Origin of the sequence: Stenotrophomonas sp. MYb238 (assembly GCF_009496535.1) — a bacterium.
Taxonomy (GTDB): domain Bacteria; phylum Pseudomonadota; class Gammaproteobacteria; order Xanthomonadales; family Xanthomonadaceae; genus Stenotrophomonas.
Genome location: NZ_WIDL01000019.1, coordinates 1 through 21,770, shown reverse-complemented (window position 1 = coordinate 21,770; position 21,770 = coordinate 1). Strand labels below are relative to the sequence as shown.

Here is a 21,770-nt window from a genome sequence, read left to right as displayed (position 1 = left end):
ATGCGCACACAGCGGCGGCGCTTCTCATGAATCGCGCCTTTGAGTCATCTGCAAACAAATGAAGCACCGTCAGCATTGAGTCGGCCCACGCTGCCGGGTCTACACGGAACACCCAGAACATTGATTAATGGGGAAGGATGCAGAAAAATGAAAGCGTCCTGCCGGACACGCTGCACATTGAGGTGGCAGTACACCTCGAGACTGTCATCGTTGCCGGCAAGGTTGCCGGCATGATTTCGTACGGTGACCAAGCCACTCGGCCATAACTCAAGGGGAAAACACGGATGAAGAAGATTGTTCTGGCTGCGATTATCGCGGCCTCGGTTGCTGCGTGCTCGACCAATCCGCCGCTCAATTTCTCAGTGCCGAACATTGGCGTATCGGCAAAGAAGATCGATGCCGAACTGAAATCGTTGACCGTATCGCTTGCCCGCCCGGACGAGGCCAAAGGAAAGATACCTGCGCAGGCGCAGCACGAAGTGCCGCAGATGTGGCAGAACGCACTCACCGAAGCACTGAACAAAATGGCCATCTTTCGCGATGATGCACCCCGGAAGCTCAGCCTCTCGGTGAAGATACTCGCGATCGACATACCCTCGTTCGGCGCTTCGATGACGACGACGACGATCGCTCGCTACGAACTGATAGATCGTGCTGATGGCAGCATCATTTATACGCAGGACGTATCTGCCGACGGCGAGGTGCCCTTCAATTACGCCTTCGCCGGGGTAATCAGGGCGCGGGAGTCGGTCAGCCGCTCCGCCCAGAACAATATCGCCCAGTTCCTCCAGGCGCTGGAAACGGTAGACGTGTCAAAGCCGATGTTCCCTAACAGGCAGGAATCCACGCCTTGAACCGTGCCGCGACCATCCTCCTGCTGATCTTTTCCGTCGCGGCATGCGCGCCGAACGTCCGCACGGATAGTTACTCGATTGGCTCAGTAGGCCAGGTCAACCGGACGGTGGCAGGAACCGTCGTCAGTGTCCGACCGGTATCCATAGATGGCAATCGAGGCGGCGGCACTGCAGCCGGGGCCGCTCTTGGAGGCGTTGCGGGATCTCAGGTGGGCGGAAGCGACGCAGCCAATGCCATTGGCGCAATCGGGGGCATTGTCATTGGAGCGATCGCAGGTGCGGCTACGGAAAGAGCCGCATCGAAAACAACGGGACTGGAGTATGTAGTGCAGACCGAGAACGGAAACCTGATGACGATCGTCCAAGGATCGGATCCGGTCTTCTCCAAAGGCGCAAAAGTACTAGTGCTCTATGGATCGCCATCACGCATCATCGTGGATCCGCGCCATTGACCGATCCAGAAGCCCCGCATAGCGGGGCTTTCTGTTGGAGGCGGCTCGGCAGTTGATTATTTCAACTCATATGCTCTGCTTCGCAGAGTGCATCAGCGCCATCCCCCCCCCCAAAAAAAAAATGGCCAGGCGCAATCGCCCGGCCATCTTCGATGCTGGTGCCGGAAACAGGAGTCGAACCTGCGACCTACGCATTACGAATGCGCCGCTCTACCAACTGAGCTATTCCGGCGAAGCAGCGAATTGTAGAGGCGGTTTCCGGGACGGTCAATCGACCAGCCGCAGGCGCAGTTCCTTGGGCAGCGCGAACACCATCGACTCCGGTTCGCCGGCCAGTTCGGCGACGCTGCCGGCGCCGAGGTCGCGCAGGCGCTCGAGCACGCCATCGACCAGCACCTGCGGCGCCGAGGCGCCGGCGGTGAGGCCGATGTTGCGTTTACCGGCGACCCAGCGCGGGTCGATCTCGTGCGCGCCATCGATCAGGTACGACTCCACGCCCTCGCGGCGCGCCAGTTCGGCCAGGCGGTTGGAGTTGGAGCTGTTCGGCGAGCCGACCACCAGCACCAGGTCGCACTGCTGCGCCAGTTCGCGCACCGCGTCCTGGCGGTTCTGCGTGGCGTAGCAGATGTCGTCGTTCTTCGGGCCCTGGATGGCGGGGAACTTCAACCGCAGCGCGGCGATCACGCTGCAGGTGTCGTCCACCGACAGCGTGGTCTGGGTGGTATAGGCCAGGTTGTCGGGCTGGCCGACGTCCAGCGCGGCGACATCGTCCTCGTCCTCGACCAGGTAGATGGAACCGGCGCCGGCTTCGCTGCGCCATTGTCCCATCGTGCCCTCGACCTCGGGATGGCCTTCGTGGCCGATCAGCACCACGTCGCGACCGGCGCGGCAGTGGCGCGCGACCTCGAAATGCACCTTGGTCACCAGCGGACAGGTCGCGTCGAACACCTTGAGCCCGCGCCGGTCGGCCTCGTCGCGCACTGCCTGCGAGACGCCGTGGGCGCTGAAGATCACCGTGTTGCCGTCGGGTACCTCATCCAGTTCCTCGACGAAGATCGCGCCGCGCTGCTTCAGGTCGTCGACCACGAAACGGTTGTGCACCACTTCGTGGCGCACGTAGATCGGCGCGCCCAGCGTCTCGATCGCGCGCTTGACGATCTCGATGGCGCGGTCGACGCCGGCGCAGAAGCCGCGGGGGTTGGCAAGCAGTACGTCCATGCGGGGATTCTACGGGCCGGAACGGGGAAGAAGGGAAACGGGAATGAAACCGTGTTGTGTCATTCCCCGCTCCCCGCTCCCTTTTCCCGTTTCTTCCCATCGAACAGCCCCGACAGGGCGATGCCGATGGCGCCGGCCACGATCGCCGAGTCGGCGATGTTGAACGAGGGCCAGTAATGGTCGCCGACGTACCACTGGATGAAGTCCACCACGTGACCGTGGAGCTGCCGGTCGATGACGTTGCCGATGGCGCCGCCGATCACCAGCGCATACGGCAGCGCGCTGCGCCAGTTGCCGCGCGCGGTGCGCGAGAGCCAGAACGCCATCAGCCCGCTGATGCCCACCGCCAGCGCGGTGAAGAACCACAGCTGCCAGCCGCCGGCGTCGCTGAGGAAACTGAACGCCGCGCCGGTGTTGTAGGTGCGGTACCAGTTCCAGAAGCCGTCGATCACCGGCACCGGCGTGAATTCGGGCAGGCTGGCCAGCACCCAGGCCTTGCTCCATTGGTCCAGGCCGATGACGGCTGCCGAGAGCAGCAGCCAGATCAGCGCGTCGGGTTTGGGTCTTGCGGTCATCGCGTCGTTCTACCGTAAAAGTGGCGACAGGGCCGTTGTAGGAGCGGCTTCAGCCGCGATGGAGCTTTCCCTAGTAAAGCCCCATCGCGGCTGAAGCCGCTCCTACCGGGAATGCGGGCGCTCAGAACCAGCGGCGGTCCTCGCCTGGGCCTTCGATGTTGCTGACGCAGCGGCCGCACAGTTCCGGATGATCGGCATGGCTGCCGACATCGTCGCGGTAGTGCCAGCAGCGCACGCACTTGGCCTTGCCGGTGGGCTGCGCGCTGACGAACACCTCGTCGGTGGTCGCCGCGCGCACGCTCACGTCGCCGCTGATGAACAGGAAACGCAGTTCGTCGGCCAGCGGCTGCCAGTGCGCCGCCTGCTCCGCGTTCGCGGCCACGGTGATCTCCGCCTCCAGCGCGGCGCCGATGGCGCCGTTGGCGCGCATCGGTTCCAGCACCTTGGCCACCTGTTCGCGCAGCGCCAGCAGGTGCTCGAAGTCGGCGGCCGACAGCTGCGCATCGGCCGGCAGCGGCGCCAGGCCGTCGTACCAGGTGGCGAACAGCACGTTGTCGGCGCGCTCGCCCGGCAGATAGCCCCACAGCTCGTCGGCGGTGAAGGTCAGGATCGGCGCGACCCAGCGCACGAAGCCTTCCGCGATGCGGTACATCGCGCTCTGCGCCGAACGGCGGCCGCGCGAGTCTTCCGGCATCGTGTACAGGCGGTCCTTGGTCACGTCCAGGTACAGCGAGCCCAGGTCGACCGAGCAGAAGTTCAGCAGCAGCTGCACGATCTCGGCCATGTTGTAGCTGGCGTAGGCGGCCTTGATCTTCTCCTGCAGCTCGAACGCGCGATGCACGATCCAGCGGTCCAGCGCCACCATGTCCTCCAGCGGGCGCAGGTGGCGGTCCGGGTCGAAGCCGTCCAGGTTGCCGAGCAGGAAGCGCGCGGTGTTGCGCAGGCGCCGGTAGGCATCGGCGTTGCGCTTGAGGATCTCCTGCGACAGCGACATCTCGTTGCTGTAGTCGGCCGAGGCGATCCACAGGCGCAGGATGTCCGCGCCCAGCGTGCGCATGATCTCCTGCGGCTCGATGCCGTTGCCCAGCGACTTGGACATCTTGCGGCCGTGCTCGTCCACGGTGAAGCCGTGGGTCAGGCACTGTCTGTACGGCGCGGCCTTGTCGATGGCCACGCCGGTCAGCAGCGAGGATTGGAACCAGCCGCGGTGCTGGTCGGAGCCTTCCAGGTACAGGTCGGCCGGCTTGCCGAAGCCGCGCGCCAGCAGCACGCCCTCGTGGGTGACGCCGGAGTCGAACCAGACGTCGAGGATGTCGGTGACCTTCTCGTACTGCGCGGCTTCCTCGCCCAGCAGTTCGGCCGGGTCCAGCGAATACCACACGTCGATGCCGCCGTCCTGCACACGGTCGGCCACCTGCTGCATCAGTTCGACGGTGCGCGGGTGCGGCTGCCCGGTCTCGCGATGGGTGAACAGCGCGATCGGCACGCCCCAGGTGCGCTGGCGGCTGATGCACCAGTCCGGACGGCCCTCGACCATGCTGGCGATGCGCGCCTTGCCCCATGCCGGGAACCAGCCGACGTTGTCGATGGCATCCATGGCGTCGGCGCGCAGGCCGGCCTTGTCCATCGAGATGAACCATTGCGGCGTGGCGCGGAACACCACCGGCGTCTTGTGGCGCCAGCAATGCGGGTAGCTGTGGTTGATCTCGGCGAAGGCCAGCAGCGCGCCGTTGCCGCGCAGCACCTCGACGATCAGCGGCTGCGCCTTCCACAGGTGCACGCCGGCCAGTTCCACGTCGCCGGCCGGCGGCGTGGACGGCAGGTAGACGCCGCGGCCATCGACCGGGTTGATCTGCCCGGCGTTGTAGCGATCCATCACCCTGTACTGCTGGCTGACCGCGAAGTCCTCCTGGCCGTGGCCGGGCGCGGTATGCACCGCGCCGGTACCGTCGGTATCGGACACGTGCTCGCCATTGAGCAGCGGCAGGTCGCGCTCGGCGTAGAACGGGTGCGCCAGCAGCTGGTTCTCCAGCGCCGAACCCTTGGCATGGCCGTGCACGACCATTTCAGCCACGCCGTAGCGCGCCAGCGCGCGCTCGGCCAGCGCCGAGGCCAGCACCAGCCAGCGCGGCTTGCCGTCGTGGGCCGGGCCCTCGACCAGCGCGTAATCGATGTCCGCGCCCAGCGACACCGCCAGTGAGGCCGGCAGCGTCCACGGCGTGGTGGTCCAGATCGGCACCGCCACTTCCACGCCTTCCGGCAACTCAGCGCCGAAACTGGCGGCCAAATTTTTCGCATCGCGCGCGGCGTAGGCCACGTCGATCGCCGGCGAAGTCTTGTCCTGGTACTCGATCTCGGCCTCGGCCAGCGCCGAGCCGCAGTCGAAGCACCAGTGCACCGGCTTGGCGCCGCGCAGCAGGTGGCCGTTGGCGACGATCTTGGCCAGCGCGCGGATCTCGTTGGCCTCGAAGTCGAAGCTCAGCGTCTTGTACGGGTTGTCCCAGTCGCCGATCACGCCCAGGCGCTTGAAGTCGGCGCGCTGCAGGTCGATCTGCTCCTCGGCGTACTCGCGGCACTTCTGCCGGAACTGCTCGGCGTCGAGCTTGGTGCCGACCTTGCCCCACTTCTTCTCGACCGCGATCTCGATCGGCAGGCCATGGCAGTCCCAGCCCGGCACATAGGGCGCGTCGAAGCCGTCCAGGTAGCGCGACTTGACGATGATGTCCTTGAGGATCTTGTTGACCGCGTGGCCGAGGTGGATCTGGCCGTTGGCGTACGGCGGGCCGTCGTGCAGCACGAACAGCGGACGGCCCTTGGCGTTTTCGCGAAGCTGCGTATAGATGCCCTGCTCTTCCCAACGCGCCAGGATGCCCGGCTCGCGCTTGGGCAGGTCGCCGCGCATCGGGAATTCTGTCGCCGGCAGATGAAGGGTGGCTTTGTAGTCTTGGGTCACGGGTACTTACCCTTGCGCGGCTGTTATTGAAGAGTCCGCACAGGGATGTGCGGGCTGTTGCGAAGGACTCGCATTTTCGGTGTCCGCACATGAATGTGCGGGCTTTTGCGAGGGACTCGCATGTTTGCTGAGGATATGACGGGCTTGCCGCGCGTCGCGGTGCATCTGCTCGGTCAGCGCCGGCAGATCGTTGAACTTCTCTTCGTCGCGCAGCTTGGCGACGAACTCCACTTCGATGTGGCGCCCGTACAGGTCGCCCTGGAAATCGAACAGGTGGGCTTCCAGCAGCGGCTCCACGCCCTGCACGGTCGGGCGCGTGCCGAAGCTCGATACCGACGGCCAGGGCCCGCTCCTGCCAGAATCGCCGAAGACGCCGTGCACCCAGGTAGCGTAGATACCCGAAAGTGCGGGCGTACGCGGGAAACGCAAGTTGGCGGTCGGAAAGCCGAGGGTGCGCCCGAGCTGCTGCCCGCGCACCACCCTGCCGCCGATCGTGTACGGACGGCCCAGCAGGTCGGCGGCATGGGCGAATTCGCCAGCCACCAGCAGTTCGCGGATGCGGGTGCTGGAAATGCGCTCGCCGCCCAGGTGCACCGGCGCAATCTCGCCGGCGGCGAAACCCAGTTCGGCGCCCATGGCCTGCAGCAGGGCCAGGTCGCCGCCGCGGCGGTTGCCGAAGTGGAACTTCGGGCCGATCCACACCTCGCGCGCGCCCAGCCGGCGCACCAGCAGGCCGCGCACGAAATCCTCGGCGCTGGTCGCCGCCATCTTCGCGTCGAAGCGCAGCAGGCCGACGCTGTCGATGCCCAACCCGCGCAGCGTGGCCACCTTGTCGCGGGCCAGCATCAGCCGCGGCGGCGGGTTGTCGCGGGCGAAGAACTCGCGCGGCAACGGTTCGAAGGCCAGCGCCACCGCCGGCACGCCCAGCGCGCGCGCGCGCTCGACCGCATGGCGCACCAGCGCCCGGTGGCCCCTGTGCAGGCCATCGAAGGCACCGATGCAGGCCACGCTTCCCTGCGGGAACAACACCCCGCCCTCGACGTCTCTAAACAGCCTGCTCATTCAAACCCGGATCCAGCCCTTGCAGGCCGGCGCTTCGTCATGTGTAGCCGGGAAGTATAGCGGCGGCGCGGGCATGCCCGCCTCACTGCCCGCGCAGGTCGCGCGGGCGGAAGCCCATGGCCACCATCGCCAGCAGATAGGTCAGCCCGCCGCCGCCGACCAGCAGGGCCAGGCAGCCGATGCGCTGCCACTTGTCCAGGCCGGTGAAGCCCGGCAGCCAGTGCAGCAGCGCCAGCAGCACCGCGGTCATGGCCGCGCAGGCCAGCACCAGCCGCAGGACATAGCCGCCCCACCCGGGACGACGCTGGTAGACCCCGGTCTTGCCCAGCCAGTACCAGAGCAGCCCGAGGTTCAGGTAGCTGGAAAGCGCGCTGGCGATGCCCAGCGCCAGGTGCAGGCCCGGCTGCGCCGCCAGCGCCGCCATCACGCCCTGCGCCTTCAACGCCTCCGGCACCATCACCTGGTACAGCACCGCCAGCAGCGCGAAGTTGAACACCATGTTGGCGACCAGCGCGACCAGGCCGGCGCGTACCGGCGTGCGGGTGTCCTGGCGCGAATAGAAGGCCGGCAGCACCACTTTCAGCAGGGCGAACGCCGGCAGGCCGAAGCTCAGGCCGTAGACCGACAGCGCGGTCATGCGCGTGTCGAAGTCGGTGAATTCCCGGTACTGGAACAGGGTGGCGATCAGCGGCTGGGCCAGCAGCAGCAGGCCGAGCATGGCCGGCACCGCGATCAGCAGGGTCATGCGCAGGCCCCAGTCCAGCGCGTTGGAGAAACCCTCGCCATCGGTCTTGACGTGGTGGCGGGCCAGCGCCGGCAGGATCACCGTGCCCAGCGCCACGCCGAACACCCCCAGCGGCAGCTCCAGGAAGCGGTCGGCCAGCGACAGCCAGGACTGCGAACCGTCGCTGAGCCGGGCCGCGATCACCGTGTCCAGCATCAGGTTGATCTGCGCCACCGACGAACCGAACAGGGTCGGCACCATCAGGGTCAGCACCCTGCGCACGTCGGGATGGTTCCAGCCCCAGCGCGGCAGGGTGAGCAGGTCGATGCCCTTCAGCGACGGCAGCTGGAACAGCAGTTGCAGCACGCCGGCGGCCAGCACCGCCCAGCCCAGCGCCAGGATCGGCACCTCCAGCCGCGGCGCCAGCCACAGCGCGCCGGCGATCATGCACAGGTTGAGGATCACCGGCGTCAGCGCCGGCATGGCGAAACGCTGGAAGCTGTTCAGCGCCCCGCCCGCCAGCGCGGTCAGCGAAACGAACAGCAGGAACGGGAAGGTCAGCCGCAGCAGGTCCACCAGCAGGCCGTACTTGACCGGGTCGGCCGCGTCGGCGTCGGCGAACAGCCAGGCGATCTGCGGGGTGAAGATCAGCCCCAGCGCGGTCAGCACCAGCAGGACGCCGCCCAGCGTGCCGGACACCCGCGCCATCAGTTCGCGCAGGTCGGCATGCGGCCGGGTTTCCTTCACCTCGGTGAACACCGGCACGAAGGCCGTGGCGAACGAGCCCTCGGCGAACAGGCGGCGCAGGAAATTGGGCACCCGGAACGCCACCCAGAACGCATCGGTGGTGGCGTTGGCGCCGAAGGTGATGGAGATCGCCTGATCCCGCACCAGCCCCAGCACCCGCGAGACCATCGTCATGCTGCTGAACGACAGCAGCCCCCGCAACATGCGCGGTGAACTCACCCACGGCCCCCTTGACAACTCGACTTGACGTTCATTCGTCCAGCCATCATACTTGCGTGCTTGCTGTTCCCACCATACCGATTTTCAGGAAACCACCACCGTGGCCAATATCAAGTCCGCCAAGAAGCGCGCCAAGCAGACCGTTGTGCGCAACGCGCGCAACGTGGCTCAGCGCTCGATGCTGCGCACCGCTGTCAAGAAAGTGATCAAGGCGCTGGACGCCAACGATGCCGCTGGCGCCGAAGCCGCCTTCGCCGTTGCCCAGCCGATCCTGGATCGCTTCAGCGCGCGCGGCCTGATCCACAAGAACAAGGCTGCCCGTCACAAGAGCCGCCTGAACGACCGCATCAAGGCCCTCAAGGCCGCCTGATCCGGGCGATTCACCGGGAGCCGCAAGGTTCCCGCCGCAGAAAACCCGGCCCAGGCCGGGTTTTTTGTTGCCCGGATCTTTCGTAGGAGCGGCTTCAGCCGCGAGGGGCTTTCCCGGGAAGGCCCCATCGCGGCTGAAGCCGCTCCTACGAAACGAAACGCCGCTGCGCCCGGCGGAAACGGAAAACCCGGCCATGGCCGGGTTTTCCTGCGCGCCGCGGCGGGCGCGGCCTCAGCCCTGCGCCTCGCGCGCCTCGGCCTCGAGCAGCTTCTGCTGGTCGAAAAAGGCCATGATGTCCTTCATGATCGGCCAGGTGCCCTCGCGGCCCAGCGCCGAGACCAGGTACCACGGGCCGGTCCAGCCCAGCTCCCTGACCACCTGCTCGGCCGCGGCCTGCGCCTCGTCCTCGAACATCAGGTCGGCCTTGTTCAACACCAGCCAGCGCGGCTTCTCCAGCAGTTCCGGATCGTGCTTGCCCAGCTCGCGCTCGATCGCGCGCACCTGCTCGACCGGGGAAACGCCCTCCACGCCGCCTTCCATCGGCGAGATGTCCACCAGGTGCAGCAGCAGGCGGGTGCGCTGCAGGTGGCGCAGGAACTGCGCGCCCAGGCCGGCGCCATCGGCCGCGCCCTCGATCAGGCCGGGGATGTCGGCGATCACGAAGCTGCGGTAGTTCTCCACCTTCACCACGCCCAGGTTCGGGTACAGCGTGGTGAACGGGTAATCGGCCACCTTCGGCGTCGCCGCCGAGACGGCGCGGATCAGGGTGCTCTTGCCGGCATTGGGGAAGCCCAGCAGGCCGACGTCGGCCAACAGCTTCAGCTCCAGCTTGAGCAGGCGCTCCTCGCCCTCCTCGCCCGGCAGCGCCTGGCGCGGCGCGCGGTTGGTGGAGCTCTTGAAGTGCATGTTGCCCAGGCCGCCCTTGCCGCCCTTGGCCACCAGCAGGCGGTCGCCATGGGTGGTCATGTCGCCGATCACCTCGTCGGTGGCGACGTTGATGACCACGGTGCCGACCGGCACGGTGATGGTCAGGTCCTCTCCGCCCTTGCCGTAGGCCTGCCGGCCCATGCCGTTCTCGCCGCGCTGCGCCTTGAAGATGCGCTCGTGGCGGAAGTCGACCAGGGTGTTCAGGTTTTCGTCGGCGCGCAGCCAGACGCTGCCGCCGTCGCCGCCATCGCCGCCGTCGGGACCGCCGAGCGGAATGAACTTCTCGCGGCGGAAACCGACGCAGCCATTGCCGCCATTGCCGGCGATTACAGAGATTTCGGCTTCATCAACGAGTTTCATCTTGGTATCGCAAGGTTCTCAGAATCACTTCGGCCCGCAGCACCGGCGCATCCTGCGCCGCGCCGGCGGCGCGGTACAGGCGCACGATGCGGCGGGGGGTGCCCTGCCCGTCGGGCAGGAAATAGTGGTTGGAGACGCGGTATTCCACGCCTTCCAGCAGTTCCGCGTCGTCCACCGGACGCCCCTGCGCATCGCGCGCCATGACCTGGCGGCGCTTGCGGACGGCGGCGCCATCGGGCGCGACGCTGGTGGATTCTTCCAGCTCGACCCAGTGGGACGGGCCAAGGGTCAAGCTTCTTTCAAAGTCTTCGCGGCCTTCGACGCCGGGGCGTCGGCCTTTATAGCTCAGGGTGCGCGTGGCGCCAGCATAGCGGATCGTGCCCTCGCCCATCGGCCAGTCCGGCTGCCCGCTGCCTTGCGGCGCCTGCATCCATATCCGCACCGTGGCCGGCGGTGGGCGCCTGCCCTCGCCGTAGGCCATGTGCACTTCCCAGCTGCGGCTGCCGTCCCAGCTGAAGACCGTGGTGCGCAACCAGCCATCGGCATCGAAATCGCCGCGGGCATGGCTGCGCTCGACGCCTTCGACGGCAGGCTCCGGCTGCCAGCCCGCCGGATCGGCCAGCAGGGCAGACAGCTGCGGCGAACTCGGCGGAAGCGTCAGGGTGTCGGCCTGCAATGATGCCAATGGCCCGGCGACCGTCAGGGTGGCGCGATCGCTGGGAATATCGGCCGCGCATCCGGCGCAGGCCAGCAGGCCGGACAGCAGGGCCGCAGCCCAACAACGGATCACCATCCCTGCCTCCTGCCCGTACGCGAAACCGTGGACCACCTGGAAACGACAAGCCCCGCCGAAGCGGGGCTTTCGTCGGCGGCGCCCACGCCGTGGCCTGGGCGCCTGCGCGTGCGGGAGATCAGACTTCCGCGACGACGCTGACGGTACGGCGCTTGTTGGCGCCCTTCACCGAGAACTCGACCTTGCCGTCGACCAGCGCGAACAGCGTGTGGTCACGACCCAGGCCGACGCCGGCGCCCGGGTGGAACTGGGTGCCGCGCTGACGCACGATGATGTTGCCGGCTTCGATGGCCTGGCCGCCGAAGATCTTGACGCCCAGGTACTTCGGGTTGGAGTCGCGGCCGTTGCGCGAGGAGCCTACGCCCTTTTTATGTGCCATGACGGATTCTCCTTGGATTAGCCGGCGATGCCGGTGATTTCGATTTCGGTGTAGTACTGGCGGTGGCCCTGGCGCTTCATGTGGTGCTTGCGCCGGCGGAACTTGATGATCTTCACCTTGTCGGCGCGGCCGTGGGCCACGATCTTGGCGGTCACCGAAGCGCCCTTCAGGGCATCGCCGATCTTGATGCCGTCGGCATCGCCGAGCATCAGGACGGTGTCGAACTTGATCTCGCTGCCGGCTTCGGCCTCGAGCTTCTCAACGCGGAGGGTTTCACCCTGCGCGACGCGGTACTGCTTGCCGCCAGTTACCAGGACTGCATACATGGGATGTCTCTTCTGTAGTTATTCTTGGGATCTGCCACGCCATCGGGGGCGGACAGAAGCGGGATTTTACCGGCATTGCATTTCCCGGGTCAAGCCACCCCTCCGGCCGGAAAACCGTGCCTGAACAATGGCCTGCGCCGCGGCCGCAGGCCCGCGCGAGCGCTGGCAATTCCGGCAATTGCCCCCAAATCGCAAGCTCGTTAGGCTGATCGACTGCCGTCAGCTGCACCCTCCTTGCCCCGCCGCGCCCGGTTCCGCCGGCCGCGGCCAAGACCGGACTCCCCATGGCGATGGATTTCATCCGCATCCGCGGCGCGCGGACGCACAACCTCAAGAACATCGACCTCGACCTGCCGCGCGACAAGCTGATCGTGATCACCGGCCTGTCCGGCTCGGGCAAGTCCTCGCTGGCGTTCGACACCATCTACGCCGAAGGCCAGCGCCGCTACGTCGAGTCGCTGTCGGCCTACGCGCGGCAGTTCCTGAGCGTGATGGAGAAGCCGGACCTGGACCACATCGAGGGCCTGTCGCCGGCGATCTCGATCGAGCAGAAGTCCACCAGCCACAACCCGCGCTCGACCGTGGGCACCATCACCGAGATCTACGACTACCTGCGCCTGCTGTACGCCCGCGTCGGCAGCCCGCGCTGCCCGGACCACGGCTACCCGCTGGAGGCGCAGACCGTCAGCCAGATGGTCGACCAGGTGCTGGCGCTGGATGGCGAGCAGCGCTGGATGCTGCTGGCGCCGGTGATCCGCGAGCGCAAGGGCGAGCACGTGCAGGTGTTCGACCAGCTGCGCGCGCAGGGCTTCGTGCGCGTGCGCGTGGACGGCGAACTGCACGAGATCGACGCGGTGCCGCCGCTGGCGCTGCGCCAGAAGCACACCATCGAGGCGGTGATCGACCGCTTCCGTCCGCGCGAGGACCTCAAGCAGCGCCTGGCCGAGAGCTTCGAGACCGCGCTCAAGCTGGGCGACGGCATGGCCACGGTGCAGTCGCTGGACGATGCACAGGCGGTGCCGCAGCTGTTCTCGTCCAAGTACTCCTGCCCGGTCTGCGACTACGCGCTGCCGGAACTGGAGCCGCGCCTGTTCTCGTTCAACTCGCCGGTCGGCGCCTGCCCGGGCTGCGACGGCCTGGGCATGGCCGAATTCTTCGACCCCGGCCGCGTGGTGGTGCACCCGGAGCTGTCGCTGGCCGCCGGCGCGGTGCGCGGCTGGGACCGCCGCAACGCCTACTACTTCCAGCTGATCGCCTCGCTGGCCAAGCACTACAGGTTCGACGTGGACGCGCCCTGGCAGTCGCTGCCGGAGGACGTGCGCCAGGCGGTGCTGTACGGCAGTGGCGAGGACCAGATCACCTTCACCTATTTCACCGAGAACGGCGGGCGCAGCCAGCGCAAGCACCGCTTCGAGGGCATCATCCCCAACCTCGAGCGCCGCTACCGCGAGACCGAATCGCCGGCGGTGCGCGAGGAACTGGCCAAGTTCATCAGCGAGCGGCCCTGCCCCGAGTGCAACGGCGCGCGCCTGAACAAGGCCGCGCGCAACGTGTTCGTCGCCGACCGGCCGCTGCCGGAACTGGCGGTGCTGCCGATCGACGAGGCCAAGCGCTTCTTCGGCGAGCTGAGCCTGCCGGGCTGGCGCGGCGAGATCGCCACCAAGATCGTCAAGGAGATCAGCGAGCGGCTCGGCTTCCTGGTCGATGTCGGCCTGGATTACCTCACCCTGGAACGCAAGGCCGACACCCTGTCCGGCGGCGAGGCGCAGCGCATCCGCCTGGCCTCGCAGATCGGCGCCGGCCTGGTCGGGGTGATGTACGTGCTCGACGAGCCGTCCATCGGCCTGCACCAGCGCGACAACGAGCGCCTGCTCGGCACCCTCACCCGCCTGCGCGACCTCGGCAACACGGTGATCGTGGTCGAGCACGACGAGGACGCCATCCGCCTGGCCGACCACGTGGTCGACATCGGCCCCGGCGCCGGCGTGCACGGCGGCGAAGTCGTCGGCCAGGGCCAGTTGGAGGACATCCTCGCCGCGCCGCGCTCGCTGACCGGCCAGTACCTGTCGGGCAAGCGCGCCATCGAGATCCCGGCGCGCCGGCACAAGCCGAACCCGAAGATGACGCTGCACCTGCGCGGCGCCAGCGGCAACAACCTCAAGGGCGTGGACCTGGACATTCCGGCCGGCCTGCTGACCTGCATCACCGGCGTGTCCGGCTCGGGCAAGTCCACGCTGATCAACGACACCCTGTTCTCGCTGGCCGCCAACGAGATCAACGGCGCCTCGCACCCGATCGCGCCGTACCGGGAGGTCGAGGGACTGGACCTGTTCGACAAGGTGGTGGACATCGACCAGTCGCCGATCGGCCGCACCCCGCGCTCGAACCCGGCGACCTACACCGGCCTGTTCACGCCGCTGCGCGAGCTGTACGCGCAGGTGCCCGAAGCGCGCGCGCGCGGCTATTCGCCCGGCCGTTTCAGCTTCAACGTGCGCGGCGGCCGCTGCGAGGCCTGCCAGGGCGACGGCCTGATCAAGGTCGAGATGCACTTCCTGCCGGACGTGTACGTGCCCTGCGACGTCTGCCACGGCAAGCGCTACAACCGCGAGACGCTGGAGATCCTCTACAAGGGCTACAACATCAACGACGTGCTGGAGATGACCGTCGAGGATGCGCTGAAGCTGTTCGAGCCGGTGCCGGCCATCGCCCGCAAGCTGGAAACGCTGGTCGACGTGGGCCTGAGCTACATCAAGCTGGGCCAGAGCGCGACCACGCTGTCCGGCGGCGAGGCGCAGCGCGTGAAGCTGTCCAAGGAACTGTCGCGGCGCGACACCGGGCGCACGCTCTACATCCTCGACGAGCCGACCACCGGCCTGCACTTCCACGACATCGAGGCGCTGCTGGGCGTGCTGCACAAGCTGCGCGACGAGGGCAATACGGTGGTGGTGATCGAGCACAACCTGGACGTGATCAAGACCGCCGACTGGATCGTCGATCTCGGCCCGGAAGGCGGCCACCGCGGCGGCACCATCCTGGTCACCGGCACACCGGAGGACGTGGCGTCGCATCCGGCGTCGTACACCGGCCAGTTCCTGGCCAAGATGCTGCCCTCGACCAGTGCGCGCCCGGAACGGCCGGCCGCCACTGCCAACAAACCCGACGCCCGCCCGCCGCGCAAGGAAAAGCCGGCGAAGAAAGCGGCCGCCAAGAAGGCCCCGGCCGGCAAGAAGAAGGTTTCGTGATGAGCACCGAACACAAGCACCTGGCCCGCGTGCCGATCAGCGTGCGCTGGCGCGACATGGACGCGATGGGCCACGTCAACAACGCCAAGTACGTGTCCTACCTGGAAGAAGCCCGCGTGCGCTGGATGCTGGGCGTGGAAGGCGTGTCGATGAGCGACCGCATCGCGCCGGTGGTGGCCAACACCAACATCAACTACCGCCTGCCGATCGAGTGGCCCAACGACATCGTCGTGGAGCTGTTCGTCGAGCGGCTGGGCAACAGCAGCGTGACCATCGGCCACCGCATCGTCGACCAGAAGGACGAGAGCAAGCTGTACTCCGACGGCAACGTGGTGGTGGTGTGGATGGATACCCAGACCGGCAGGAGCGCGCCGCTGCCCGAAGCGGTGCGCGCCGCGTCGAGCTGAGCCCTGGCCGTCTTCCCCGGAGCGGGAAGACACGATGTGTGCGCCACTGGCGCGCGCGAAGGATCGAGACACGCGATGGGACCCGCCATGCATGCGCTTTTCAGGAACCGGAACGTCTGGAAGCGCGTCTTCCAGATCCTCACCTGGCTGCTGATCCTTGCCTTCATCAGCCACCCGGAACTGCGCCTGCTGGTTCCGCTGCTCGACACGCTCGGCCTGGAACTGCTGCTGGGCCTGGCGGGCCTGCAGGTGCTCGACGTCTACCGGGAACGGGTCGCGCCGTGCGCCGCGCTCTTCGTGCGGCGCGTGCTCCATCCGGCCGCCATCGCCGTGGTCGACGCCTTCGCCCATGGCACGACCCGCCCGCTCGGCCGCGTCCTGTGGAACCTGCTGCTGACCGGCAGCGGCTATGTTGGCACCGCGCTCGCGTTCAAGCTGGCCGGCGTCCACCGCGCTGCGCGGAATACCGCCGGGTAGTGCCGCCTTCGGGGGGAGCCCGCACTGCCGGCGCATGCTCCGCGCAGGAGGGCGATCACCGGCACGGCCCGCTGCTGCAGGCAGATGCGCACCGTGGTCGGTACCGGTGCCGGTGCCGGTGCCGGTGCCGGTGCGCACAAGCATTGACTTCCTGTCGCATGAAAGTTCCTGCCCAACCTGCGGCCGGGCGCCACCCCGCCGCAGAACGACGAAGGGCCGCAGTGCGGCCCTTCGTCGTTTCCCTGTTGCAGCGCGCTCAGTCTTCCAGCAGCGGCTTGCGCGGCATCTTTTCCTCGCGCATGGCGGCGTTGTAGACGAACGAGGCGACGATCGCCGCGGCCTGCTTCAGGTCTTCCGGCTCGGCGTGGTCCCAGGTATCCAGGTTGCTGTGGTGGACGTTGCTGAAGTAGTCCAGTCGGTCCTGGATGAACTGGAAGCCCGGCAGGCCCACGCGGTCGAAGCTGATGTGGTCGGTGCTGCCGGTGTTGCGGGTGACCACGGTGGACGCGCCGACGTCGTTGAACGGCTTCAGCCACGCCTCGAAGATCGGCATCGCGGCGATGTTCTCCTGCGCGTAGATGCCGCGGAAGCGGCCCGAACCGTTGTCCATGTTGAAGTACACGGAGAACTTCTCGTAGTCGCGCAGCTTCTGCAGCGGGCCGGTCGGCTCGCGCAGCGAGGCCGGCAGCGCCTTCTGCGCCGGGTCGGTGGGTTCCGGATAGTGCGCGAAGTGCCTGGCCACGTAGGCCTGCGAGCCGATCAGCCCCTGCTCCTCGCCGCTCCACAGCGCCACGCGGATGGTGCGCTTGGGCTTGGCGCCCACCGCCTTGAGGATGCGCATGGCCTCCATCATCACCGCCACGCCGGCGGCGTTGTCGGCCGCGCCGGTGCCGGTGTGCCAGGAATCCATGTGCGCGCCCAGCATCACGATCTCGTCGGCCTTGCTGCTGCCGCGGATCTCGGCGACCGTGTTGTGGCCCGGCTGGTCGGTCTCGTCGGTGAAGCGCGCATCGACGTTGACCCGCAGTTTCACCGGCTGCTTGCGCTCGAGCGCGCGCGCCAGCTGGTTGTAGTGCTCGGCGATCATCGCCAGCTCGGGAATGCCCACCGGCTCGCCGGCCTTGCGCGAACCGCCGCCGCCGACGCGGATGATGCCGTTGTCCCAGCCGCTGATGCTGATCGCCGCCAGCGCGCCTTCCTCGGCGAGGAAGGCATTGGTGGCGCGCGCCAGTTCCTGGCGTTCGCCGTATTCCTTGATGCGCTTGGCGCGGTCCTTGTCCATGGACTTTGGAATGGTGAATTCCTGCAGTCCTTCCAGCGAGGTGGCGTCGTGGCGGTGCGAATCGGCCTCGGTGCCGCGCTTGTACTCGCGCGCATCGCCCAGCAGCAGGATCTTGCCGCGCAGCTTGCCCTTGTACTTCTCCAGGTCGGCCAGCTTCTTGATGTCGACCTTGATCACCTCGCCTTCCACGGTGCCGTTGGTGCCCGGCGTCCACGCCTTGGGCAGCGCGTACAGCTGGGTCAGGCGCGGCTCCAGCATCTCCACGCTGGCCGATTCGAACTCCCAGCCGCGGCCGAAGCCGTCGAAGGCCTCGTCATGCGCGTCGGCCAGGCCCCATTCGCCGAACTTCTGCCGGGTCCAGTCGTTGGCGCGGGCCATGGCCGGCGAGTTGGTCAGGCGCGGGCCGATGCTTTCGGTGAGGTAGGAGAACGTGTCCATCACCTGCGAGCGGTGGAACGCTTCCTGGCGGATCTTGCCCACCATGTCCAGGTCCACCTGCTCGGCCGCGCCCGCGCCGCCCGCGAACGCCAGCCCCATGCCCAATACCAGCAAGCACCGCTTGATCATCACTTCCCCCGGCCCGTGGCCACTCACGACAAAGGCCCGAGTCTAGCCAGCGCCGGGGGCCGCCGAGCCGGCCAATGGTCATGGATGTGGTGAACCCCGCCCCGCTTCCGGTAGGAGCGGCTTCAGCTGCGATGGGGCTTTGCCTGCGAAGTCCCCTTCGCGGCTGAAGCCGCTCCTACGGTGCGGGGTCGCTACCGGCCGGGGACAGCATCGCGCGCTGCAGCGCCGGCTGCCACTGGTCCGGCCAGTCGCGGTCGTTGGCGACCTGCGCCTGCGCGCGGCCGGCCTCGAACGCGGCGAAATCCAGTTCGGCGACCGCCCAGCGCTGGCCGTCGGCGGTCCGCGCCAGCACGCCGTCGTCCGGAAAGCCGCGGTCCATCGGCGCGTATACCGCCGCCTGCCCGGTGTTGACGTCCAGCGCGGGACTCCAGCCGGCCAGCCCGGCCGTCACCGACTGCGCCACGAACATGCGGTTCTCCAGCGCCCGCGCCAGGCAGCCCACGCGCACGCGGGTGGCGCCGGCGTCGGTATCGGTGCAGCTGGGCACCACCAGCAGCCGCGCGCCGGCCTCGTACTGCGCGCGCACCGGCAGCGGGAACTCGCTGTCGTAGCAGACCGCCACGCCGGCGCGGATGCCGTCGATCTCGAACACCTTCAGCGCATCGCCGCCGTCGATCAGCCCGGTGGCCTTCTCGAAGCCGGTGAGCTGCAGCTTGTCCTGCCACAGCGGCGCGCCCTGCGGCGTCAGCCAGTCGCAGCGGTTGCGGTAGCGGCCGCCGCCGGTGTCGAGCAGGAAGCTGCCGGCGACCACGTGCATGTCCAGTTCGCGGGCCAGGCCGGCGAACAGTTCCAGCCACGGCTGGCGGTAACGCTGGATCGCGGCCAGCGAGGCCGGCAGGTCGCGCTGGATGTCCGGGGCGAAGGTGGCCGCCAGTTCCAGCGACAGGTATTCCGGCAGCACCGCGATGCGTGCGCCGGCGGCCGCAGCCTCGGCCAGCTCCCGGCGCTGGCGCCGGGCGAAGGCAGCGAAATCCGCCGGAGCGCCGATCTCGTAGCGGGCGACGGCGATCTTCATGCGGCAGGCTCCAGGGCGCGGGTCCAGAACGTGAGCGGATGCGATACCTCGCCGCGGCCGACTTCTTCCCAGCGCAGGTGCATGGTCATGCCCGGCTGGCGCGCATAGCCGCGCCTGCGCCAGAACACGTCGTTGTCGCGATGGCCGGCGGGCCGGCGCGGGTCGTCGCCATCGCGGTCCACCGCGCAGAAGGCGGTCATCACGAAGCGTCCGAGCGCGCGCGCATGCGCCTCGCGCGCGTCGAAGAAGGCATGGCCGATGCCGCGCCCGCGCCATGCCGGCAGCAGCACCGACTCGCCGAAATAGAACACCCGCGCCGGGTCGATGCCGGCCGCCTCGAACGGCTGGCGGAAGGCCGGGCCGTCGTCCAGCAAGGGCAGGCCGGTCGAAGCGCCGACGATCTCGCCGCCAGCGCGCGCCACCACGCACACCGCATCCGGCGTGGCCGCATAGGCGGCCAGGTAGTCGCGTTCGTAGTCCAGACTGCCCTGGTACAGGTAGGGCCAGTGGTTGAACACGCCGATGCGCAGGCGCGCCACGTCGTCCAGTACCGGCAGCAGTTCGGGGCCGCGCAGGGCGGCGACGGTGGGAGCGGTGTCCATGGCGGAATTCTAGCCCTGCGCTGCACTGCGCCTCGGCCGCAGCCGGCGAAGGCGCTGCCCTCCCCGTCCGGGACGAGGCATCCGTCGCGGCCATCGCGCCCGGTCCGGTGGACAGCGTCGTACGCCGCAGGGTCCCGCGCACCGTCGCGGTAAGCAGCAGCGGCATCGCCAGGCGAAATACCACGATGCCGAGCATCACTGCATAGCCGGCACGACGCTGGCGAAGGCCGACGCCAGCGCCGACACCGCCACGCCGACGGCCGGACCCCTGCTGCAACCCGCGCCGATGGCGGCCGCCACGCCGGCCAGCAGCGGCAACGCGACCACCGCCAGCAACGCCGGGGCGTGATGGAAACGCATCACGCCCCGGCCTGCCGGCGCTTCAATATCCGCGTGCGCAACGCGCCGCTCCCGGCTCGCGCCACAGCAGCCACAGGCGTTCGTGCAGGGCATCGCACACCACCACCTGCCGCGGGTTCCCCAGCACCGCCTTGAAGCGCAGGCCGCGGCGGCCCAGCGCCCGCCAGCGGCCTGCGCCGTCCAGCGCGGGCAGGCCGGCGGCGCCGTGCTGGCGGATCCGTTCCGCCAGCACGGCATCCAGTCGCAGGCGCAGGCAACCGTGGCGTGCGGCCGTTCCCAATGCCAGTGCGGCCAGCGGGGAAGCGGACCAGCTACCGCCGCGCTCCAGCCGCAGCCCCACCCCTGCCAAGCCCGGCGGCAGCAGTTGCCGCAGCCGCCGGAATACCCGTGCGTGCAGCCGCATCGCGTTCACCGCAGGCTGCTGCCGACGTCGTACCAGTCCACCTTGCGGGTGATCCACATGATCGCCGCCAGGATCCCGAACAGCAGCAGCGAACCCATCAGCAGCGCGTTGTTCTCCGAGGCCAGCAGCACGTAGAGAACGCCGTACAGCAGGGTCAGCATGGTGGAAAAGCCCAAGCCGCGCTTCCAGCTGTGCAGCACGCCGGACAGGTAGTAGCCCTGCAAACCGATGCAGGCCGCCGCGGACACCAGGTAGGCCTGCCAGAAGGCGATGTGCTCGGACAGGCTCAGCAGCAGCAGGAAGAAGATCGCCAGCGCCAGGCCGACCAGCAGGTATTGCAGCGGGTGGATCTTCAGGCGCTTGATCAGCTCGAACAGCACGAAACCGACGAAGGTCAGCAGCACGAACAGGATGCCGTACTTGCTGGCGCGGTCGGCCTGGGTATAGACATCGACCGGATCGACCAGCGCCACCTCCAGCGCCTCGACGCCGCCGCCCTCGCCGCGCAGGCTGCGGCGCAGCTGGTCCTGTGCGGCCGAGGCCAGCGAGGACACCGCCCAGTCGGCCTTGAAGCCGGCATCGTCGACGCTGCGCTCGTTGGGCAGGAAGCTGCCGCCGAACAGGGGATGCGGCCACGGCGAGGACAGCGCCACGCGGGTGTCGTCGCCCACCGGCACCACCGACAGCGAACGCGTGCCGTCCAGCACGAACTCCAGCTCGACCCTGCGCCCCTCGGCCAGGGTGCCCTGGTGCGGATCGGCCAGCGGCAGCAGCGCGGCATGCAGTCCCTTGGAAGTGCGCTCCAGCGCCCGCGAGCCGGCCCGCAGCGGCAGCGCGCGCCCGTCCACGCGCAGGTTCGGGGTGCCGACCAGGCCGCGCACGTCGGCGATACCCAGCGCCAGGTAGGGCTGGCCGTAGACCCGGCCGGGCGTGGCGGCATAGGCCGCGTCGGCGAACTCGGCCTGCAGGCGCGCGTGCCAGCTGTACACCGGCACCCGGAACAGGCCGACGCGGCGTTCGTCCGGGCGCATCTCGCCCTGCACGCGCAGCTGCCGCGGCATCTGCAGGTCGTAGCCGTGCTCGGTCTGCAGCTCGGTCTTGCGCAGGCCGGCCTCGACCACCTCGACCTCGCGCTGCTGCGTCCACGGCAGCACCCGCACCGGGCCGATCAGCGACTGCGCGCCGGCACGGCTCTGCGCGACCCGCTCGATGGCCTGGTCGCGGTAACGCTCGCGTTCGGCGATGGTGCCGCGGATCAGCAGCAGGGGAACCAGCAGCAGCACTACCAGCCCGCCGACCACGGCGAAGCGCAACAACAGTTTCAGGGAAGTCATGGGCCCATCCTCGTGTGGAGACGGGGCACAGGGTGGGCGCGGCGGGGGGGCGGGGGTTGTGG

21 protein-coding genes and 1 tRNA gene are annotated in these 21,770 nt (G+C 68.2%); 6 read left to right on the top strand and 16 right to left on the bottom strand.

The window, feature by feature from the left end; genetic code table 11:
* Positions 1–284 precede the first annotated feature (284 nt).
* Positions 285–854 carry a UDP-N-acetylglucosamine acyltransferase gene (locus CQ393_RS13080; RefSeq protein WP_153191994.1) on the top strand — a complete coding sequence of 190 codons (570 nt, stop codon included), beginning with the start codon at positions 285–287 and terminating at the stop codon, positions 852–854.
* Positions 851–1,306 carry a hypothetical protein gene (locus tag CQ393_RS13075; RefSeq protein ID WP_228114528.1) on the top strand — a complete coding sequence of 152 codons (456 nt, stop codon included), beginning with the start codon at positions 851–853 and terminating at the stop codon, positions 1,304–1,306. Before CQ393_RS13080 ends, CQ393_RS13075 begins: the two co-directional genes overlap by 4 nt.
* Positions 1,307–1,462: 156 nt before the next feature.
* On the opposite strand, the gene CQ393_RS13070 is transcribed toward CQ393_RS13075, so the two are convergent.
* The 6 genes from CQ393_RS13070 to murJ form a co-directional block, all read right to left on the bottom strand.
* Positions 1,463–1,538, bottom strand: a tRNA-Thr gene (locus CQ393_RS13070).
* Positions 1,539–1,573: 35 nt separating this feature from the next.
* The gene (ispH, locus tag CQ393_RS13065; protein WP_153191993.1) at positions 1,574–2,524 is read right to left on the bottom strand and encodes a 4-hydroxy-3-methylbut-2-enyl diphosphate reductase; all 951 of its coding nucleotides are present in this window, start codon (positions 2,522–2,524) and stop codon (positions 1,574–1,576) included.
* A 59-nt stretch (positions 2,525–2,583) separates the two neighbouring features.
* Positions 2,584–3,099 carry a signal peptidase II gene (gene lspA, locus CQ393_RS13060; protein ID WP_153191992.1) on the bottom strand — a complete coding sequence of 172 codons (516 nt, stop codon included), beginning with the start codon at positions 3,097–3,099 and terminating at the stop codon, positions 2,584–2,586.
* Between the two features lie 121 nt (positions 3,100–3,220).
* Positions 3,221–6,052, bottom strand: a complete 2,832-nt coding sequence (ileS, locus tag CQ393_RS13055; protein ID WP_343199964.1) for an isoleucine--tRNA ligase — start codon at positions 6,050–6,052, stop codon at positions 3,221–3,223.
* Positions 6,053–6,058: 6 nt separating this feature from the next.
* Positions 6,059–7,114, bottom strand: a complete 1,056-nt coding sequence (locus CQ393_RS13050) for a bifunctional riboflavin kinase/FAD synthetase (RefSeq protein ID WP_153191991.1) — start codon at positions 7,112–7,114, stop codon at positions 6,059–6,061.
* Between the two features lie 82 nt (positions 7,115–7,196).
* Positions 7,197–8,789, bottom strand: a complete 1,593-nt coding sequence (gene murJ / locus CQ393_RS13045) for a murein biosynthesis integral membrane protein MurJ (RefSeq protein WP_153191990.1) — start codon at positions 8,787–8,789, stop codon at positions 7,197–7,199.
* Positions 8,790–8,904: 115 nt separating this feature from the next.
* Between murJ and rpsT the strand changes: the two genes are divergently transcribed.
* On the top strand, positions 8,905–9,174 hold the full coding sequence (rpsT, locus tag CQ393_RS13040) for a 30S ribosomal protein S20 (RefSeq protein ID WP_005408560.1): 270 nt from the start codon (positions 8,905–8,907) through the stop codon (positions 9,172–9,174).
* Between the two features lie 231 nt (positions 9,175–9,405).
* Here rpsT and obgE read toward each other — a convergent pair whose 3' ends face one another.
* The 4 genes from obgE to rplU all read right to left on the bottom strand — a co-directional run bounded on the left by obgE (position 9,406) and on the right by rplU (position 11,959).
* Entirely contained in the window at positions 9,406–10,461 is a 1,056-nt protein-coding gene (gene obgE / locus CQ393_RS13035) for a GTPase ObgE (RefSeq protein ID WP_153191988.1), read from the bottom strand.
* A complete protein-coding gene (locus CQ393_RS13030; RefSeq protein ID WP_153191987.1) occupies positions 10,448–11,254 on the bottom strand; it encodes a hypothetical protein in 807 nt (268 codons plus the stop codon). The genes obgE and CQ393_RS13030 overlap by 14 nt, the downstream gene beginning before the upstream one ends.
* A gap of 118 nt (positions 11,255–11,372) precedes the next feature.
* Positions 11,373–11,633: a 50S ribosomal protein L27 gene (rpmA, locus tag CQ393_RS13025; RefSeq protein ID WP_055768195.1), complete on the bottom strand. Its 261-nt coding sequence runs from the start codon at positions 11,631–11,633 to the stop codon at positions 11,373–11,375.
* A 17-nt stretch (positions 11,634–11,650) separates the two neighbouring features.
* Complete coding sequence (gene rplU / locus CQ393_RS13020; RefSeq protein WP_153191986.1) at positions 11,651–11,959, bottom strand: 50S ribosomal protein L21; 309 nt, start codon at positions 11,957–11,959, stop codon at positions 11,651–11,653.
* A 284-nt stretch (positions 11,960–12,243) separates the two neighbouring features.
* Between rplU and uvrA the strand changes: the two genes are divergently transcribed.
* The 3 genes from uvrA (at position 12,244) to CQ393_RS13005 (ending at position 16,085) form a co-directional block, all read left to right on the top strand.
* Positions 12,244–15,201, top strand: a complete 2,958-nt coding sequence (uvrA, locus tag CQ393_RS13015) for an excinuclease ABC subunit UvrA (RefSeq protein ID WP_153191985.1) — start codon at positions 12,244–12,246, stop codon at positions 15,199–15,201.
* Positions 15,201–15,608 (top strand): thioesterase family protein, encoded by a 408-nt coding sequence (locus CQ393_RS13010; protein WP_153191984.1) that lies wholly within the window; start codon positions 15,201–15,203, stop codon positions 15,606–15,608. The genes uvrA and CQ393_RS13010 overlap by 1 nt, the downstream gene beginning before the upstream one ends.
* An 87-nt stretch (positions 15,609–15,695) precedes the next feature.
* A complete protein-coding gene (locus CQ393_RS13005; RefSeq protein ID WP_153191983.1) occupies positions 15,696–16,085 on the top strand; it encodes a hypothetical protein in 390 nt (129 codons plus the stop codon).
* A gap of 256 nt (positions 16,086–16,341) precedes the next feature.
* Here the strand turns inward: CQ393_RS13005 and CQ393_RS13000 are convergent, their stop codons facing one another.
* The 6 genes from CQ393_RS13000 to creD form a co-directional block, all read right to left on the bottom strand.
* Positions 16,342–17,904: a M20/M25/M40 family metallo-hydrolase gene (locus CQ393_RS13000; protein ID WP_228114530.1), complete on the bottom strand. Its 1,563-nt coding sequence runs from the start codon at positions 17,902–17,904 to the stop codon at positions 16,342–16,344.
* A 205-nt stretch (positions 17,905–18,109) separates the two neighbouring features.
* Positions 18,110–19,009, bottom strand: a complete 900-nt coding sequence (locus tag CQ393_RS12995) for a carbon-nitrogen hydrolase family protein (protein WP_153191981.1) — start codon at positions 19,007–19,009, stop codon at positions 18,110–18,112.
* Entirely contained in the window at positions 19,006–19,611 is a 606-nt protein-coding gene (locus tag CQ393_RS12990) for a GNAT family N-acetyltransferase (RefSeq protein ID WP_153191980.1), read from the bottom strand. The genes CQ393_RS12995 and CQ393_RS12990 overlap by 4 nt, the downstream gene beginning before the upstream one ends.
* Before the next feature lie 195 nt (positions 19,612–19,806).
* Positions 19,807–19,971, bottom strand: a complete 165-nt coding sequence (locus CQ393_RS12985) for a hypothetical protein (protein WP_153191979.1) — start codon at positions 19,969–19,971, stop codon at positions 19,807–19,809.
* 22 nt (positions 19,972–19,993) lie between these two features.
* Positions 19,994–20,374 carry a hypothetical protein gene (locus tag CQ393_RS12980; protein ID WP_153191978.1) on the bottom strand — a complete coding sequence of 127 codons (381 nt, stop codon included), beginning with the start codon at positions 20,372–20,374 and terminating at the stop codon, positions 19,994–19,996.
* A 5-nt stretch (positions 20,375–20,379) separates the two neighbouring features.
* Complete coding sequence (gene creD / locus CQ393_RS12975; protein WP_153191977.1) at positions 20,380–21,708, bottom strand: cell envelope integrity protein CreD; 1,329 nt, start codon at positions 21,706–21,708, stop codon at positions 20,380–20,382.
* Between the last annotated feature and the right edge of the window lie 62 nt (positions 21,709–21,770).

Excerpts from the sequence above, each read along its gene's own strand:
- CQ393_RS13080 (WP_153191994.1), top strand. The coding sequence starts at position 285 with ATGAAGAAGATTGTTCTGGCTGCGATTATCGCGGCCTCGGTTGCTGCG.
- ispH (WP_153191993.1), bottom strand. The coding sequence starts at position 2,524 with ATGGACGTACTGCTTGCCAACCCCCGCGGCTTCTGCGCCGGCGTCGAC.
- lspA (WP_153191992.1), bottom strand. The coding sequence starts at position 3,099 with ATGACCGCAAGACCCAAACCCGACGCGCTGATCTGGCTGCTGCTCTCG.
- CQ393_RS13050 (WP_153191991.1), bottom strand. The coding sequence starts at position 7,114 with ATGAGCAGGCTGTTTAGAGACGTCGAGGGCGGGGTGTTGTTCCCGCAG.
- murJ (WP_153191990.1), bottom strand. The coding sequence starts at position 8,789 with ATGTTGCGGGGGCTGCTGTCGTTCAGCAGCATGACGATGGTCTCGCGG.
- obgE (WP_153191988.1), bottom strand. The coding sequence starts at position 10,461 with ATGAAACTCGTTGATGAAGCCGAAATCTCTGTAATCGCCGGCAATGGC.
- CQ393_RS13030 (WP_153191987.1), bottom strand. The coding sequence starts at position 11,254 with ATGGTGATCCGTTGTTGGGCTGCGGCCCTGCTGTCCGGCCTGCTGGCC.
- rpmA (WP_055768195.1), bottom strand. The coding sequence starts at position 11,633 with ATGGCACATAAAAAGGGCGTAGGCTCCTCGCGCAACGGCCGCGACTCC.
- rplU (WP_153191986.1), bottom strand. The coding sequence starts at position 11,959 with ATGTATGCAGTCCTGGTAACTGGCGGCAAGCAGTACCGCGTCGCGCAG.
- uvrA (WP_153191985.1), top strand. The coding sequence starts at position 12,244 with ATGGCGATGGATTTCATCCGCATCCGCGGCGCGCGGACGCACAACCTC.
- CQ393_RS13010 (WP_153191984.1), top strand. The coding sequence starts at position 15,201 with ATGAGCACCGAACACAAGCACCTGGCCCGCGTGCCGATCAGCGTGCGC.
- CQ393_RS13005 (WP_153191983.1), top strand. The coding sequence starts at position 15,696 with ATGCATGCGCTTTTCAGGAACCGGAACGTCTGGAAGCGCGTCTTCCAG.
- CQ393_RS13000 (WP_228114530.1), bottom strand. The coding sequence starts at position 17,904 with ATGGGGCTGGCGTTCGCGGGCGGCGCGGGCGCGGCCGAGCAGGTGGAC.
- CQ393_RS12995 (WP_153191981.1), bottom strand. The coding sequence starts at position 19,009 with ATGAAGATCGCCGTCGCCCGCTACGAGATCGGCGCTCCGGCGGATTTC.
- CQ393_RS12990 (WP_153191980.1), bottom strand. The coding sequence starts at position 19,611 with ATGGACACCGCTCCCACCGTCGCCGCCCTGCGCGGCCCCGAACTGCTG.
- CQ393_RS12985 (WP_153191979.1), bottom strand. The coding sequence starts at position 19,971 with ATGCGTTTCCATCACGCCCCGGCGTTGCTGGCGGTGGTCGCGTTGCCG.
- CQ393_RS12980 (WP_153191978.1), bottom strand. The coding sequence starts at position 20,374 with ATGCGGCTGCACGCACGGGTATTCCGGCGGCTGCGGCAACTGCTGCCG.
- creD (WP_153191977.1), bottom strand. The coding sequence starts at position 21,708 with ATGACTTCCCTGAAACTGTTGTTGCGCTTCGCCGTGGTCGGCGGGCTG.